Annotated in this window: 11 protein-coding genes; 1 reads left to right on the top strand and 10 read right to left on the bottom strand. The window is 38.6% G+C overall.

Annotated elements, in window-relative coordinates; all coding sequences use genetic code 11:
• Positions 1–145 precede the first annotated feature (145 nt).
• The 6 genes from BN6556_RS20830 to BN6556_RS20805 form a co-directional block, all read right to left on the bottom strand.
• A complete protein-coding gene (locus BN6556_RS20830; RefSeq protein WP_066195949.1) occupies positions 146–1,888 on the bottom strand; it encodes a phospho-sugar mutase in 1,743 nt (580 codons plus the stop codon).
• Positions 1,889–1,955: 67 nt separating this feature from the next.
• The gene (locus tag BN6556_RS20825; protein ID WP_066195946.1) at positions 1,956–3,002 is read right to left on the bottom strand and encodes a BtaManbiosPhlase; all 1,047 of its coding nucleotides are present in this window, start codon (positions 3,000–3,002) and stop codon (positions 1,956–1,958) included.
• Entirely contained in the window at positions 3,002–3,958 is a 957-nt protein-coding gene (locus BN6556_RS20820; protein ID WP_066195944.1) for a DUF1861 family protein, read from the bottom strand. The genes BN6556_RS20825 and BN6556_RS20820 overlap by 1 nt, the downstream gene beginning before the upstream one ends.
• 114 nt (positions 3,959–4,072) lie before the next feature.
• A complete protein-coding gene (locus tag BN6556_RS20815) occupies positions 4,073–4,906 on the bottom strand; it encodes a carbohydrate ABC transporter permease (protein ID WP_066195941.1) in 834 nt (277 codons plus the stop codon).
• On the bottom strand, positions 4,893–5,771 hold the full coding sequence (locus BN6556_RS20810; RefSeq protein ID WP_066195939.1) for a carbohydrate ABC transporter permease: 879 nt from the start codon (positions 5,769–5,771) through the stop codon (positions 4,893–4,895). The genes BN6556_RS20815 and BN6556_RS20810 overlap by 14 nt, the downstream gene beginning before the upstream one ends.
• The gene (locus BN6556_RS20805; RefSeq protein ID WP_066195937.1) at positions 5,764–7,089 is read right to left on the bottom strand and encodes an extracellular solute-binding protein; all 1,326 of its coding nucleotides are present in this window, start codon (positions 7,087–7,089) and stop codon (positions 5,764–5,766) included. Before BN6556_RS20805 ends, BN6556_RS20810 begins: the two co-directional genes overlap by 8 nt.
• A 571-nt stretch (positions 7,090–7,660) precedes the next feature.
• Between BN6556_RS20805 and BN6556_RS20800 the strand changes: the two genes are divergently transcribed.
• Complete coding sequence (locus BN6556_RS20800) at positions 7,661–8,698, top strand: LacI family DNA-binding transcriptional regulator (RefSeq protein WP_066195935.1); 1,038 nt, start codon at positions 7,661–7,663, stop codon at positions 8,696–8,698.
• A gap of 64 nt (positions 8,699–8,762) precedes the next feature.
• Here BN6556_RS20800 and BN6556_RS20795 read toward each other — a convergent pair whose 3' ends face one another.
• The 4 genes from BN6556_RS20795 to BN6556_RS20780 all read right to left on the bottom strand — a co-directional run bounded on the left by BN6556_RS20795 (position 8,763) and on the right by BN6556_RS20780 (position 15,999).
• Positions 8,763–9,902 carry a Gfo/Idh/MocA family protein gene (locus tag BN6556_RS20795; RefSeq protein ID WP_066195931.1) on the bottom strand — a complete coding sequence of 380 codons (1,140 nt, stop codon included), beginning with the start codon at positions 9,900–9,902 and terminating at the stop codon, positions 8,763–8,765.
• A gap of 91 nt (positions 9,903–9,993) precedes the next feature.
• Complete coding sequence (locus BN6556_RS20790; protein WP_066195928.1) at positions 9,994–13,398, bottom strand: glycoside hydrolase family 2 TIM barrel-domain containing protein; 3,405 nt, start codon at positions 13,396–13,398, stop codon at positions 9,994–9,996.
• A gap of 152 nt (positions 13,399–13,550) precedes the next feature.
• Positions 13,551–14,294 (bottom strand): DUF624 domain-containing protein, encoded by a 744-nt coding sequence (locus BN6556_RS20785; RefSeq protein ID WP_066195925.1) that lies wholly within the window; start codon positions 14,292–14,294, stop codon positions 13,551–13,553.
• A 67-nt stretch (positions 14,295–14,361) separates the two neighbouring features.
• A complete protein-coding gene (locus BN6556_RS20780; RefSeq protein ID WP_066195923.1) occupies positions 14,362–15,999 on the bottom strand; it encodes an ABC transporter substrate-binding protein in 1,638 nt (545 codons plus the stop codon).
• Between the last annotated feature and the right edge of the window lie 18 nt (positions 16,000–16,017).

Below are 16,017 nucleotides of genomic sequence, written 5' to 3'. Positions count from 1 at the left end.
ACATTATTTCTCATTTATACTTCTTAACCGTCTAGCAGCAACAGTATAATATTTAACAATGACCATCCTGACTATAAGATTTGCCAGGATGGTTTTCATTCATTAAAACAAATTAGCAAATAGCACTTGTTTGTTGCTTTTTTCATTAACCACTTATCAACTGTCTTATATGGAGCAGTACTACTGTTTTAATAGAATCAAGTAATTGTTCACTAGTAGCCATCGTTTCCTCTCTAACCCCAAAATAAAACTTAATCTTTGGTTCCGTACCAGATGGCCTTAGACAGAACCATGAGTCATCTTCCAAATAAAACTTTAATACATTAGATTTCGGAAGATGAATGGTCTCTTGTCTCTTCGTAGCACTGTCTGTCCTTATCCTAGACTGATAATCCTCTATAAGAACTACCTCCTTACCAGCAACACTAAGAAGGGGTTTGCTACGAAATGCGTCCATTATTTTCTTTATTTGTTCGTTCCCATTTTTTCCTTTCAGTGTTAAAGATTTCATCGTTTCCAGATAGTAACCATACTCCTCAAAAATATCGATTAACCCTTGATAAAGTGTTCTTCCTTTTGATTTATAAAAAGCTGCTACTTCTGCAATCATTAAACATGATTGAACAGCATCTTTATCACGAACAAAGTCACCAATCAGATATCCGCAACTTTCTTCATAGCCAAATAAAAATTGCCTGTCCTCATCTTCTTCCAATTCTTTTATTTTCTCACCTATAAATTTGAAGCCTGTTAGGGTATCAAGAGTCTTTATACCATAAGCATCCCCAATTTTTCGTCCAATTTCTGAGGTCACAATCGTTTTTAGCACGATACTATTATCCTTTAACGTGTGACTCGCTTTCTTTTGTGTGATTAAATAGTGAAGTAGGATTGCTCCAATTTGATTTCCCGTCAATACTTGATATATCCCTTGATTATTTTTTACTGCTACACCTACACGATCAGCATCTGGATCCGTTCCCAGCAATATGTCTGCGTCTAATTTTTCACCATATTGAATTGCTAATTTAAAGGCTGCATGCTCTTCTGGATTGGGCGCTTCCACGGTTGAAAAGTTTGGATCTGGCAGTTCTTGCTCTGGGACTATTTTTATATGCTGAAATCCAATAGCTTTTAAACATTCCCTCACGGGTATATTACCTGACCCATGTAATGGAGTATAGACAATCTTCAAAGCTGAGGCAGTTTCATGGATAATGTCTTGACTGATTACAATCGTTTGCAATTGCTTCTGATACGCTTTATCTATTTTATCACCTATTATCTTCAATAAACCAGCTGCTTTTAACTTTTCTTCTTGCGCTACTTCAACATCCAATTCATTTCCTACTTGATTTATTTTTACCATTATTTCTTCAGCAACAGACGGCGGAATCTGTCCTCCATCCGCACCATATACTTTAAATCCATTATATTCAGGCGGATTATGACTCGCTGTAATCACAATACCGCTGTATGCATTTAAATAACGAACAGCAAAAGATAGCTCTGGTGTTGGACGTAAAGATTGAAACACATAAGTTAAAATACCATGTTTTCCTAATGTTTTTGCTGCTTCCATAGCAAATTCCGACGATTTAAAACGGGAATCATAGGCTAGCACAACTCCTCGCTTTTTAGCTTGATCACCACTTTCTATAATGTAACTTGCCAAGCCTTCTGCTGCTTTACGAATCGTGTACATATTAATGCGGTTTGTACCAGGACCTATCTCCCCCCGCATTCCTCCAGTACCAAATGCTAATGCTTTATAGAAGCTATCTTCTAATATCATAGAATTACTTTCTAGCTCAATAAGTCTTACCCTTAATTCTTCATCTAATCGTTCACAATGTTTCCATTTATTATATTGTCTCTGCCACTCCATCACTAGTCCCCTTACTTCGTTGGATCAACCCTTAATTCTTTCTTTACATCTTCTTGTCTATGATTTTTCACACTAATGAGTCTAGTATTTCTTGAAGGCTTAATTCTGCGCAAGCCATGGATGTATCTGCCACACCATAGTACATCCTTACTACATCACCTTCTACTAACGCACCACAAGAAAAAACCACATCTCCAAAGAAGCCTTTGGTTTCATAATCTGTTTCTGGCTCTAAGAATGGCTGTCGCGAGCGAGCAATTACCTTAGTCGGATCCTGCAAATCAAGCAAGACAGCTCCCATGCAATATCGATTATCTTTTGAAGCACCATGATAAAGTTCAAGCCATCCTTTATCTGTTTTAATCGGAACGGCTCCACCACCGATTCGACCGTCATCCCATTGCCCTTCACGCAAACCTAGTAGAGGCTTATGATTTCCCCAGTATAATAGATTTCCAGATTCTGCTATCCAAATCTCTGGTGCACCAAACGACTTAGGCACCGGGCGATGAAGAGCGTAATATTTCCCATTGATTCTTTCTGGAAAAATAAGTACATCTTTGTTTTCAGGAGCAAAAATCATTCCATGACGTTCAATCTGAATCCAATCCTTTGTAGAAACTAATGATTCACCAACTCCCATAGAAGAAACGGCACTAAAATAGATATAATACGTATCACCAATTTTAGTTATACGAGGATCCTCCACACCAAACATATCCAATTCATTCGATGGATATAGGAATGGATCATTGTCCACTGTAAAATTACGACCATCCTTACTTCTTGCAATACGAAGATAAGAAATCGATGTTAAATACTTATATTTGTTATGCTTTAAAATAGATCTTGGATCAGTAAAATCATAATCTTTGTTATCAGCATTCAACTCCATAATTTCTAGACTGCCTTGTTCTATATTATAAATTGGTACTTTTACTAAATTTGGATTTTTATTAATAGGACGTTCCGCTACTCGTAGTAACATAATTATTTCTCCATCGTACTCCGTTATACCAGCATTAAACGCCCCTATAACTTCAAAATCTTCACGGTGCGGTCTCACATCCTTTGGGGTAATAACTGGATTTTCTTCGTATCGATATATTTTCATTACTTATTCTCCTCATTCTCATATTGTATAAAGGGATCTTGTATAGTAACTGTTTGTGCCTCAACATCACTAATTCCCGCATATAAAACTGCTGTTCCGTTTGATTTTCGAACCAGCCCGCCACTAAAAACCACATCCACTAAATCAGTTCTTTTCGCCGGTCCATCGATAAAATTGGAACGAAGTGCAATAATTTGTAAATCAGAGTATTCTAAAGTTTCAGGATTCAGTACAAAAACCATAGGGAAATATTTACGCTTTCCCACTTTATCAAAGGAAGCTATATGTCCTAATATTCCTAATAATCCGTTAGACAAGACATGCATTTCATTTCCTCCACCCCATTCTTCATCTTTGAACTGGCCCGTCAAAAGTGGTGCTACTTCGATCACCTCTAGAGTTAACTGATCTAGAGAAGAAATTTTCGAAAAGCCAATTTTACCCTTTCCTCCTTTCTTACCTTGAGGACGAGTAAGAACACCAATGGAACCATTTTGTAACTCTACAAGGCGCAAATCTTTCATTCCATCTGGACCTTGTGCAAAACGCTTCAAAGATGCGAGAGATTTTCCTTTATAAAAAATCGTACGCCATCCTAATGCTCCTTCAATGGTTGGTGAAGGAAAGGTTTCCACACCACCTAGAACAAGCTCACCATCTATTCTAGTAACAAAAGGATCTTGCAAATCAAAGATTGGTGCTCCTTCCCGTGGTATCCACCTTCCATTATGTTCTACAAAAAAGTACACTTGAGAATCTTCACTATCTCTTTCCTCTACTCGACCGGCAATAATGAAATCTCCTTCATCCAAAAAAGGAGCAGTGATATTATAAACATCACGGCCGTCCACTCCAGAAAATAATAATTTTTCCGGATTTGTTGGCTGGATAGTTTGTTTAAATTCATCTACTAACACATCGCACGTTTTTAAATCGTTCTTTATTAGTTTTATCATTTATTTCTCATCCTTTTCACAATGAATATCTTATAAAAAACTCAACAGAAGCTCACTTTATCATGTACACCTTTCTTAAACTAAAAAACCATAAGAAAACCATTATCTTATAATCTATTTCAACGTAAATTGCATACCCTCTTTAAATCGTTTGGCAAAGAAAAGGAACAAAATAACAATAGGTAACGTCAATAAAACGGAGGCAGCATACATTGGGCCTGGATACCCTCCATAAGGACCGAACATTTGAGAAATTAAAACGTTGAGCGTCAACATTTGGTCACTTCGAACAACAATCATATCCCATAGTAATTCCGTCCATCTTTCCATAAATAGAAATAAGAAAATAACTGTCGTAATAGATTTAGACATAGGAACGGCAATCTTGAACATAATTTGTAAAGTAGATGCCCCATCTAATTTAGCCGATTCAATAAATGTATCTGGAATTGAACGAAAAAAGTTTGTATACATAAAAACAGCCCATAAACTCAACGCTTTAGGAATAATCATCGCCCAATACGTATCAAATAAACCAACATTTTGTACAAGTAAAAACAGGGGCACAAGCAAGATCACAGCCGGAAAGAACATTTGAAATAAGATCACATTATTGAGAAATATACCACCCTTGAATTTTATTTTCGCTAAGGTATATGCGACAACGATACCCGTTATCATCATAAGAAAAGTCGATGCACCAGAAACAATGACCGTATTAAAAAAGGAACGCAGCCAAGGCCTAGGAACGACAGCTTCTTGAGGATTAAACAACCACTCATAAGAACGCAGTGTGAATTCTGTAGGTATTAGCACTCTATCAATCTGATCCCATGTTGCAAACGACATTAATACCATATAAATATAGGGAAAAATCATTAACGTTAGTAAAGCTAATGCAAACACATACTTAAAAGTCTGCCATTTATTTTTTTTAGACCATACCATTTCGTTTCCCCCACAGTTCTAGTAATTTTTTAAATACATAAATAGAGGCAAATGTCACAATTGAAGCAATTAACGCAACGGCAGAGGCATAACCTGCATCCATGTTAGAAAAAGCTTGGTTATAAATTTCCATCTGCCACGTATTCGTTGCATAATTAGGACCTCCACCGGTTAACTGGTATACCTCTGTAAAAATCCCAAAAGTAACTCCTACAGCTAAAATAATGACTGTATAAAGCGATGGATACAATAAAGGTAAAGTAATTTTCCAAAACTTTTGCCATCCTGATACACCATCAATTGCAGCAGCCTCATAGACTTCACCATTAATACTTTCCAAACCTGCAGTTAAAATCAATGCATAATAACCAGAAAATTTCCAGGCGATCATAAACGCTACAATTACAAGGGCCGAAAATGGGGTTCCTAACCAATCAATATCCAAACCTATTCCTCTTAAAAACTCATTTAACGGACTATTATAGGATAAAATCCCTTTAACGATAAACGCCGAAACAACTCCAGAGGCTAAGTATGGTAAGAAGAAACCTACCAAAAATATTCCTTTTAACCTTGGCAACCCTTGGACTGTTAGAGCTACCACTAGCGATAGAAAAATAACCATTGGTACGTAAACAGCAAGAAACCTAAACGTTACAAAAAAAGCTGATTGAACTCCCGGATGCTTTAACGCTTGGATAAAATTATTTAACCCTATAAAGTCATATGTTGGAGAAATAAGATCCCAATTTGTAAATGCTAAATAGACAGACCAGACTAACGGAATTAAGAAAAAAATAAATGTGTATAATAGGTAAGGGCTAGCAAATAGCCAGCCCAACCTGTTGTCACTTTTGTTATTCATTTTGGAGTTCCCCCTCAATAGCTTGTTTCATATCCTTCCAAGCCTGTTCAGGGTCTTTCTCCCCTCTAACAACTGGATTAAACGCTTGCTCCCCTATTTGTGTTTGTATATCATTGTAGTTAGGATTATCAATGGGTGGTACTCCATTAGGAACTGCCTCTGCATATGGAATTAATGCTGGATTCTCTTCTAAGAAGGCATTAAATGATTCATTAGATGTCAAATCATCACGTGCTGGCGGCATATTTGTTTCCTCAAACCATTGCAGATCCCTCTCTGGATCCGAATATACCCACGTCAAAAATTCCATGGCGGCCGCTTGCTCCTCTTCTGTGGCAGACGCATAAAATACAATCCCCTTCGCATCGGCGAATGTTTTTACATTATCTGTACTCATACCATCTGGTACTGGTGGTCCTGAAAGTTCAAAGGTTTCCCCATAAACCATTTCTGGAAACTGTTCACTCCAATAAGGGAAAGACCAAGGTCCAAGGTCAGAAAAAATACCTAACCCCGTTTCAAATGGGTCACTTGCTTCACTAGTTAGTAAAGCATTTTCACCTTCTAGTTGAGACATAAATTCCAATACTGCCTTACCCGCTTCGTCATCAGCAATTAGTTCGTTTCCTTCCACGAAGTTATTACCGTCAGAAGCTCCGTTGTACAACATAAAGAAATCAAACCATCTAGTCCAACCTTCAGGTGATCCTAAATCAGGTTTAGCCCAGAGAAATTTCTCATTGTCAGAAGCCTTTAATGCTTCTACCACTTCTAAGACATCACTGTAATTTTCAGGGATATCATCAAAACCTAAATCCTGTAATATATCAGTTCTCCAGGCAAATAACATAGCATTAGAATAAATAGGCAATACATACTGGCTTCCATCTGAAAATTCCCATGATTCAATCGTTTCAGCCATATTACGACTTTCTATCAATTCATCAAACCCTTCTACCTCATTTAACGGAACAAGCGCTTGACTATTTGCTAATTGAGCAGCGAAACCACGGTTAATATTTTCCGAAAATGTCGGTGCTTCTCCACCCGCAATAGCAGACTGAACAGATGCTTCAGAAGTCGGAGATTCTTGCATTTGACTCACATTCACATGAATATCATCATTTTCTTCATTAAATTCATCCGCAACTTTTTTCCAAAACGCTTCTTGCGGTGGGTTAGTCGCTGCCCAAAAATCAATTTCTGTTACACCTGGCGTACCACTTTCCGAGTCTTGATTTCCCGTGTTATTCTGACAAGCCGCTAACGTTGACAATGCTAATATTGCAGTTAATAATAAAGATGCTGCTTTTCTCATTTCTTTGACCTCCGTTTATTATTTTTTGAGAAACTTAACATGAGTTCTCTTCATTAAAATAACTGCTACCTACACAACATATATAATTTAGTAGATAAAGAAATGATGGGTTAGATATGATATTTTTTAAAACACTGGCAACATCATACCTCTTCAACTTTACAATAACTTTACAAAATTATAATAATGAAAAGAAACCGCTTAAATAACTTTACAAAATTAATTATAATGCTACCAAAATAAATAGTCAATAGATTATATAGAAATTTTTATAATGTTGAATGATTTCATTTCAAATAATGATCTTAATAGCCATTTAAATAATCAAGAATAATTTATACACAGTCTTCTCGACAAAATGGTGATAATTTGTTACAAAGAAAGTAAGAGTAGCAATTATCCTTTTTTATTTTTCTTCAACTACATATTTCATACACATTATTTTCAGGTATTAATTGATTTTGTAAAGTTACAAATGGAGTTTGTTTTTTGTAATCTACTATTTGTTAGTATAGAATAAAGAGGGATTCTGATAATACACTTTTAAATCTTAAATATAGGAGAAACAATTATGCCAAAAAAGGTTACGATGCAAGATATAGCAGACAAATTAAATATTTCAAAAAATGCAATCTCACAAGCTCTTTCTGGTAAACCTGGTGTCAGTGATTCTACTAGAGCATTGATTAAAGAAACGGCTAACAAAATGGGGTATCAATACGTTCCTACTAAAAAATCAACAAAAATGAATGAACAAAAAGTGATTGGATTAATAGCTTCAGATTTTGCTTTCTCACAAAAAAATTTTTTTGGAGAGATTTATCTATCAATTGAACGAGAATTAAAGAAAAGGAATATGCAATTAAAGATTCAGTCCATTGATCACCATACACGAGACAATTTGCTATTACCTTCATTTTTACAAGATCAGTCTGTGTCAGGGATGTTAATCATTTCACATATCAGCTCGGAATATATTAACCGCATTATTGACACAGGAATTACAACAGTAATGGTTGATCATCACCATCCCTCAAATGCTGCAGACGCTATTCTCTTAAATAATAGATTTGCAGCCTATAAAGCCGTTCAACATCTCATAGATTTGGGGCATACCAATATCGGCTTTATTGGTAATGTAGAGTTTTCGCCAAGTTACCAAGAACGTTGGGAAGGTTATTTGTTAGCACTTCGAGAAAATGGACTGCAGTTTAAGGAAGAATTTATGGTGTTAAACGTTCATGAATCTAGAGAAGCTATTAATGAGAGGTTATGCCAAATACAGCAACCAACGGCATGGTTCTGTGTAAATGATGGATACGGCTTCTTTGTATTATCAATCTTACAAATGAAGGGGTACCAAGTACCATATAACATATCTATTTGCAGCTTTGATAATGGAGAGTTGTCCCGCTTAACAACTCCCAAAACAACAACGGTGAATACCGATTTAACTTTATATGGAAAGAAGGCCGTTGAACAGTTGATATGGCGTATGGATCACCCTAAGGAAGAGCTTCAGGAAATTCTGTTAAATACCCACCTTATTGAACGGGAATCCACAGGGCCTGTGCCAACAATTAATCGAAATAATCATTACAAGTTATAAATGCATAGAAAAAATGGGATCAAAGAACAAATAAAAATGTTCTTTGACCCCATTCACCTTTCCTTCAAGTCGTAATCTCATTATCCTCAAAATTCTCAATCGATTTTCCTTTTTCATAAAAGTGTTTGACATTCTCTAAAATCCCTTCACTGGTATAGAATGGGCTGGCTTCCGTTAAGGGTAACTTTACGGTACGTTGATAATTAGCCGATTCGTAAATGGCGGTAATCAACTCCAAGGTTTGGCGCCCCTGCACACCATCAACCAACACTTGACCATTATGTTGAATGGCTTCCAGCACATTTTGAATTTGACCTGCGTGGCCCTCATAGGTAAGGGCAGGATCGTTTTCGTATGCCTCCGTTAAGGTCTCTTCTAGTGGCTGATTCTCTTTAGGAAAGCCATTCTCTTGCGCAAGCGACGCCTTGACCTGCCAAGGAACAGAAACGCGCGCCTTTTCTCCCTGGAAAATCAATTGCTGCTCCTCCCCATGGTGAACAACGGAACTAGTGATTTGAGCCAGACTACCACTTTTATAACGGCCTATAGCTATGGAAATATCCTCTACCTCCGCATTATCATGGGCTGTATTGCTTGTCACTGCGGTAATCTCATCTGGCAGTCCGCGCATCCATTGAAAAATATCGATATGATGAACAGCATGGTTTAGCGTGCAGCCACCACCTTCTTTCTCCCATGTCCCACGCCACCATAAATCGTAGTAGCTATGTCCGCGCCACCAAAAAGAATCGACCTGTGTGTGTAACACATCCCCAATCAGGTCTTTTTCCAAGAGATGTTTCATCCGCATCATCGGCGTCGTAAAGCGATTCTGCGCCACAATTGATAGGATCTTATCATTTCGTTTCGCAGCTTCATTCATGGCGTCACATTCCTCTAGTGAAGAGGCCATTGGTTTTTCGACCAGCACATGTTTCCCTGCATCCAAAGCTTCAACCGCTAAGGAAGCATGGGTGTATGGCGGTGTACAAACGGAAATTAAATCCACCTCTTCCTGAGCCAGCAAATCCGTCATATTGCTATACACCGTGGAAGATAAAGAAAATTCCTTTTTTACTTTCTCCGCTTTTTCCGGATAGATATCGCACAAGGCGACAATCTCGCATTGATCTGGAAACGTTAAATACCCTTGAAGATGAGAAGGGCAAATCGCCCCTGTGCCTACTACGGCTATGTTTAACATGTGAACCTCTCCTTTTGTTTGAGAACCTTCTTTCAGGAAACTTCCCAATTGTTAGATAGAATCTATGTCACTACCTTTTAACCTATTCCCCTCATGTTTGAAAACGAAAAAAACCAAAATTAAAATTCGAACCTGGCAGAAAGAGAAAAGTTACCTGCTGCACACCACTAATTTTATCAATATCAAAGGTCTTGGTTTGATAATCATCGGTTTGAATAAATTCAATTAATTGCGTGCTTGTTTCCTCCCCATCAAAAAATTGAACATGGATGGTATTTTTATCGATGGGTGAGTGTCCGTTTATCTCTAGCTTGCTAGTGCCTTGCTGGGTAAAGTTGAAGTCATCGAATACTAATGACACATTATTCCCAATTTGCTCCACCCTCTCTTCGTCCATGACAAACGTGTCGCCATAAATATGATCACAGTCGGCTGCTTGATTCTTTTGAAAGGCACGGTTTATCTTTTCAAACACAAAACCCTTGATATGTACTTTTTGCTGTAGGACAACACAAATCGACGTGATACCTGTTAGCTTTTTGGCAAGCTGGTAGGTTGCTGATTGATACACATTCCACTTCGATTCTTTTTGATATACGACATCGGCTAATAACTCACTTCCTTTCTCCCCCGGCACTCCTTCCCATATTTGTAGCTTATACGGGTCATTGGTTAACGCAAAAATAGGGATTGTTATGACATCGGCACCAGTTGCACCAAAGTCGATATCATGAAACCCTACTTGTGTCTCTCCATCACGGCTAGTTGCCACCCCGCGTTCATTGCCATTTGTTACCCCTCCTTTGCTATAATCAAAAAATCCTGCTGAAATAAATTGATATGGGTTATGATAAGCCTTACCTAAATTCTGGGCTGAACATTCCAATTCGGAAATCAATTTGACTTTGTCCGTACCATTCTTACTGGTACAACGCACACGAAATTCACCATCTCCTAGTGCGGTGACCTTTGCCGTATGACCATCTGCTTCTATCTTCGCCAGTTTCGATTCGATGCCCGTATCGGTAACGAGACTCCATTCCACGTCACGATAAAATGTATTTTTGGGAAATAAGGATACTTCAAAATAAATTTCATGCCTGTCTTGATCAAATTGTTGTCCATTTTTACTCGCTATTTCTAATTTCCGAACCGGTATCTCTTCTTTTTCTCCCATTAAAATCGGGGTAGCTTGATTCTCTTCCAATGCTTGCACACCGATTACCTCATCAGTAGCTGGTTCCGCTTGAAGTGCTAATGCGGCATTCGCCATTCCCTTCGAGCGAACTTCCAGATGAATAGGACCAGATTTTAATGTGGCAGCAATAATCGCCATGAGCTTCCCGCTAAACAATCGCCTGCTGGTACCCTTATATTGGTCATAGTCAGTACTATCACCATTATCCAGCCCCACCAACCTACCTGCTCCCGTCACAGAAACGTCTACGCGATTATTCGCATTTTCAACAGGATTCCCTTCCTGATCATCCATGCCAATTTCTACAAAAATAAGATCCGTTGCATTGGCAGTTAATGATAGTTTGTTTGGTTTTAATCGAATCTCCTGTGCGTCACCAAATGACCTTTTGACCTCTGTGGCAATAATCTGTCCAGTTTCATTATAAGCCGTTGCTTTTAGTTCGCCAGGTTCATAGGGAATCTGCCACCATCCCGTTAACTGCGATCCCTGTTGGTAATTGGTGGAAAACGTTCCAAGCGATTTTCCGTTATGTTCTAATTCAATAAGCGGGGCGTTGGAAGCCACTCGAACATCAATCAGTTGTCCTTGGTTAAAATCCCAATACGGAAAGATATGAATCATCGGCTTCTCTCGATAATCAGTCCATGCCGCTTGGTATATATAATAAGAATCTTTCGGAAATGTAGCGGTATCTATCTGTCCTAAGTAAGCATTCTTGGTATGATAAGGAGTCGGCTCTCCGATGTAATCAAAGCCGGTCCATATAAACTGTCCAAGTGAGAATAGTGCATCTCGCTCTGCCAGAATACAAGATTCCACCGAATCAGCTCCCCAGCTGGTAGCACTGTTTCCCAAGGCAGAGCATTGCTCATCATCATCTGCTAAGATACTAGCCTGAAAAGGAAAATGATAAATACCCCTGCTTTGAGCCGTGGAGGCTGTTTCGCTTCCATATATCACCCAGTCCGGATGTGCTTGATGGTGTTGATGATAATATTTCTCGGAATAATTATAGCCAGCAACCTTCACTATATCGGCACATTTCTGGGCATTTTCCCACGCCATATAATTTGATCCTATCGTAACCACGCCATTTTGCTTGGGGTCAAATTGCTGGACGTACTCCATCAACTGTCTGGTTATTTTCTGTCCACGTTGATCAGCATGCGTATCATAAATTTCATTCCCTATACTCCACATCATCAGACTTGGATGATTACGATCTCTTTTCACCCAGCTTGCTACATCCTTGTAAGACCATTCTTTAAAAAAACGAGCATAATCATACGGAGTTTTGGGCCTTTCCCACATATCAAAAGCCTCACTCACAATTAGAAAACCCATCTCGTCTGCTAATTTCATGAGCTCCTTTGCTGGCATATTATGTGCTGTACGAATAGCATTGACTCCCATTTCTTTTAACAGCGATAATCTTCTGGTTACTGCTTCTCTGTTAAAGGCAGACCCTAACGCACCAAGGTCATGATGTTCACATATCCCATTTAATTTTAGCTGACGGTCATTGAGGAAAAATCCCTGATCTGGATCCATGGAAAAGGATCTAAAACCAATATCCTGCGTGACTTTCTCCGCGATCTCTCCATTTACCATAAGACATGTTTCTAACTGATAAAGATGCGGGTGGGCAGGGGACCAGAGCTGTGGGTCTTTTACTCGCAATGATTGCTTACCCGTTTGATAACCCATAGACAGATTGGCTTGGTGGTAACTGATCCATTCCTCACCATCAGATAACCGGTGAGCTAACACCGCGTCTTCTTCCATTACCAGAGATGTTTCTATCTCCACCTGCCACGCTTCCTGCTGCTTACATGTAGAAATATAGATCCCATCTGTTTCAATATAGTTTCTATCTCTTTTCTTTAACCACACATTCCGATAAATCCCCGCCCCTGGATACCACCGGCTATTCGGGCTTTGAAACACGACTTTCATTTTGATTTCATTCTCTCCATCACGTAAAAACGCTGTTATATCATGCTCAAAGGCTGAATATCCGTATTTCCATTCTCCTACCCACTGGCCGTTTACAAATAAAGTAGAATCCATATAGACCCCATCAAAATAAAGCAAAAATTGGTCTGCTTCCGCTTTTGAAACGTGATACACCTTCCGATACCAGCCAATACTATTCTCATAAAGATTAGTCGTATTATAGATTTGCCAATCATGCGGTATATCAACGGGCTGATAGACCAATTCTTTATCGCTTACTACTCCCAAGTCACTTTTGGCAAAATACCATTGATCATTGAACAGCTGCTTTTGATTCATTTTGTATACTCCTTTCTTTATTTCATACGAACGCTTATGGAATCCACTCCGTCCTATACCGCTCACTTAAAATAAACACCGACCTACCTATAAGGTACTCTGATTCGTTCAGGATCCAATCGTTCCCAATCTAATTTTAAGAACAGCTACTGCTACACTTCTGAAGAAAGCGTTTTGATTCCTTTCTCTACTTCTGGTTCATCTCCATTTATGGCCTTCTTTTCCATAAAATGATTCTTTATATCCTCTAAAACAGGGGCTGAATTAATTGTCAGGAACCAGGCAACAAGACTTGCTATAAACAAGATAATAAAATCGGAAATGAAAAACATACCAACAAGCGTCAAAAAACCAATCGCCATATTTCCTGTAGTGACCTTTATCTTGGTAAACATATAATAAACAGCTAAACGATATACATCTCGAACCCTAAAATGAAAATGTGCCGTAATCATTAATGCATACAAGGAAAAGATGGATAATAACACTAATAAGACAAGAAACAATCCATTCATTGCCTGATTAAATACCGTGTACTCCTGCTGAAAATATTGAATATCTATGATAAAAAGAAAAAATACGATTAAAATAGGAAGCCACACCTTGCTTACATCCACAAAATTTCGTCTATAGACCTTCATAAATGTTTTAATCAACGACTTATCCGTTTGATCAGGAGACAAGGAAAGGAGATAAAAGGTGGTACTGCAAGCCGCCCCAGTCGGAATCAGTGACAAAAAATAAAATAAAGCGTTTGAAATACTAGGTATGAACACCATGAAAGCAAGTAAAGCTATGATATTACTAACAATAAATAGAAAATTAAGTGTTATAAGCCAAAAAGCATATCGTGAAAATGAATAAAAACCGCCGAAATGCTGTGAGTTACCGTTCATTATCTTCACTCCTCTGCTAAAAATTAGCTAGCGGAGTACAAAATAAACGTCCTCCGCTAGTAATTGTTTACTTACTGTCTTGATACACTTGATTCGCAAGATCTACATAGCCTTGCATGTTTTGGGATTCTAATTGTTCGACATAAGCATCCCACTCTTCCATGCTTCTGTCTCCCACTATAAACCTTAATGTGTTTTGTTCTACGGTATCCTTTAAAGGTGTGCTCAATAAGGACGACTGCTCCAATTGTGTTGCGTCATATGGAATCGGCGGGTCAGGAAGAACTAATTCTTTCGTGTCTACCATCTGATTTTGAAACTCCACCTCTTCTTCCGTAAACATGGAATGCAATAATTCCGTTGGACCTCCATAAGCCCAGTTTCCTTGTGAGAAACCATAGTCAATCTGGAGATCTTCCTCTCCGTCAGGGTTCATTCCTCTAAAGGTGATATGGTCAGCTAATTGGTAGTCGCCAGCATCATCCTTAGAATATGTCTCACCCTCTACACCCCACTTAGCAAATTCAGAACCTTCATCACTATATAACAGCCAATCGATAAATTGTAAAATTGCTTCAAAATTTGGATCATCCGCCATTTGAGCAGAGAACATAATACCATTCTCTAGTTTCGATCCAGCCATTAACTGGCCAGCTGGCCCACCAGGTACCATGATTTTCTTAATTGAATAATTGTCTTCTCCTAAGGTTTCATTCATAGTCGTACGGTATTGTTCCAACGTTTGTGCATTCGTATTAATGACAAAAGACTCGCCGCTCGTAAATTTTTCAATCGCTGGTTCATCCTCTTGTGTGACACTCTCCGGGTCTAATAAGTCTTGTTCTATTAATCCACTAAAGTATTCCACTAATTGACGATATTCCTCCGTCGCAGGCGCAAAAATAAACTCATCGGTATCTTCCTGATAGCTAAGCATAGAACCTAATCCCCAGCCTGCCATGGTATCAAAACCGCTAGCAGCAATATTTAAGGTACTGTTGAACTGAAAACGATCATTGAAAGGATAAATATTTGGGTAGGCTTCCTTCATCGCTACCAGCATCTCCTCCACTTCTTCCCAGGTAGTTGGTTCCTCCAAGTTCAGTTCTTCCAGTATGTCTGTTCTAACGGCTAAACTATAATCCGGCCATACATTTTCATGAACACCTGGTAACACATAATACTTCCCATCTTGTTGTCGCAAATTCTCTAAGAAAGGATCAATCTCCCATTCTGCTACTCTCTTCTGATAGTTTGGCATTAATTCCACATAGTCGCTAATCGGCAGGATTGCTCCAGAAGCCACAAATTGCGTTTCTTCACCTGGATATGTCTTGGGAATAACATACGGCGCATCCCCACTGCTGATAAGCAGGCTCCTTTTTTCCGTATAATCACTCATTGGCACACTGGTAATATCAAGTGTTACGTTTGCTTTCTCTTCTAATGCCTCAAAAAATAACCAATCGTCTTCTAAAGGATAATTCGGATGATCGCTAAACAAAGTAGATATGGTCAGTGGCTCTGTCGATTGAAATGAATCCCCTGCTTCAAAGTCTTCCATCGCTGCTCCTTCTCCAGAAGTTACTTCATCGGCAGGATCCGCGTTCTCACCAGATGAATCCGAATCATTACAAGCTGCTAACATGATGGCAAATAAGGCGATAATTAACCAACTACCTAACCTCTTCATGCTTTTTTCCATAATTTTAACCCCTCCTGA

It is taken from the genome of Gracilibacillus timonensis, assembly GCF_900086715.1.
In the GTDB taxonomy this organism is placed as follows: Bacteria; Bacillota; Bacilli; order Bacillales; family Amphibacillaceae; genus Gracilibacillus; species Gracilibacillus timonensis.
The sequence above is the reverse complement of the archived record's forward strand: the minus strand, read 5'-3'. Positions and strand labels throughout refer to the sequence as shown.

What these genes read in the sequence shown, in the direction of transcription:
- BN6556_RS20830 (WP_066195949.1), bottom strand. Translation starts at nt 1,888, where the DNA reads ATGGAGTGGCAGAGACAATATAATAAATGGAAACATTGTGAACGATTA.
- BN6556_RS20825 (WP_066195946.1), bottom strand. Translation starts at nt 3,002, where the DNA reads ATGAAAATATATCGATACGAAGAAAATCCAGTTATTACCCCAAAGGAT.
- BN6556_RS20820 (WP_066195944.1), bottom strand. Translation starts at nt 3,958, where the DNA reads ATGATAAAACTAATAAAGAACGATTTAAAAACGTGCGATGTGTTAGTA.
- BN6556_RS20815 (WP_066195941.1), bottom strand. Translation starts at nt 4,906, where the DNA reads ATGGTATGGTCTAAAAAAAATAAATGGCAGACTTTTAAGTATGTGTTT.
- BN6556_RS20810 (WP_066195939.1), bottom strand. Translation starts at nt 5,771, where the DNA reads ATGAATAACAAAAGTGACAACAGGTTGGGCTGGCTATTTGCTAGCCCT.
- BN6556_RS20805 (WP_066195937.1), bottom strand. Translation starts at nt 7,089, where the DNA reads ATGAGAAAAGCAGCATCTTTATTATTAACTGCAATATTAGCATTGTCA.
- BN6556_RS20800 (WP_066195935.1), top strand. Translation starts at nt 7,661, where the DNA reads ATGCCAAAAAAGGTTACGATGCAAGATATAGCAGACAAATTAAATATT.
- BN6556_RS20795 (WP_066195931.1), bottom strand. Translation starts at nt 9,902, where the DNA reads ATGTTAAACATAGCCGTAGTAGGCACAGGGGCGATTTGCCCTTCTCAT.
- BN6556_RS20790 (WP_066195928.1), bottom strand. Translation starts at nt 13,398, where the DNA reads ATGAATCAAAAGCAGCTGTTCAATGATCAATGGTATTTTGCCAAAAGT.
- BN6556_RS20785 (WP_066195925.1), bottom strand. Translation starts at nt 14,294, where the DNA reads ATGAACGGTAACTCACAGCATTTCGGCGGTTTTTATTCATTTTCACGA.
- BN6556_RS20780 (WP_066195923.1), bottom strand. Translation starts at nt 15,999, where the DNA reads ATGGAAAAAAGCATGAAGAGGTTAGGTAGTTGGTTAATTATCGCCTTA.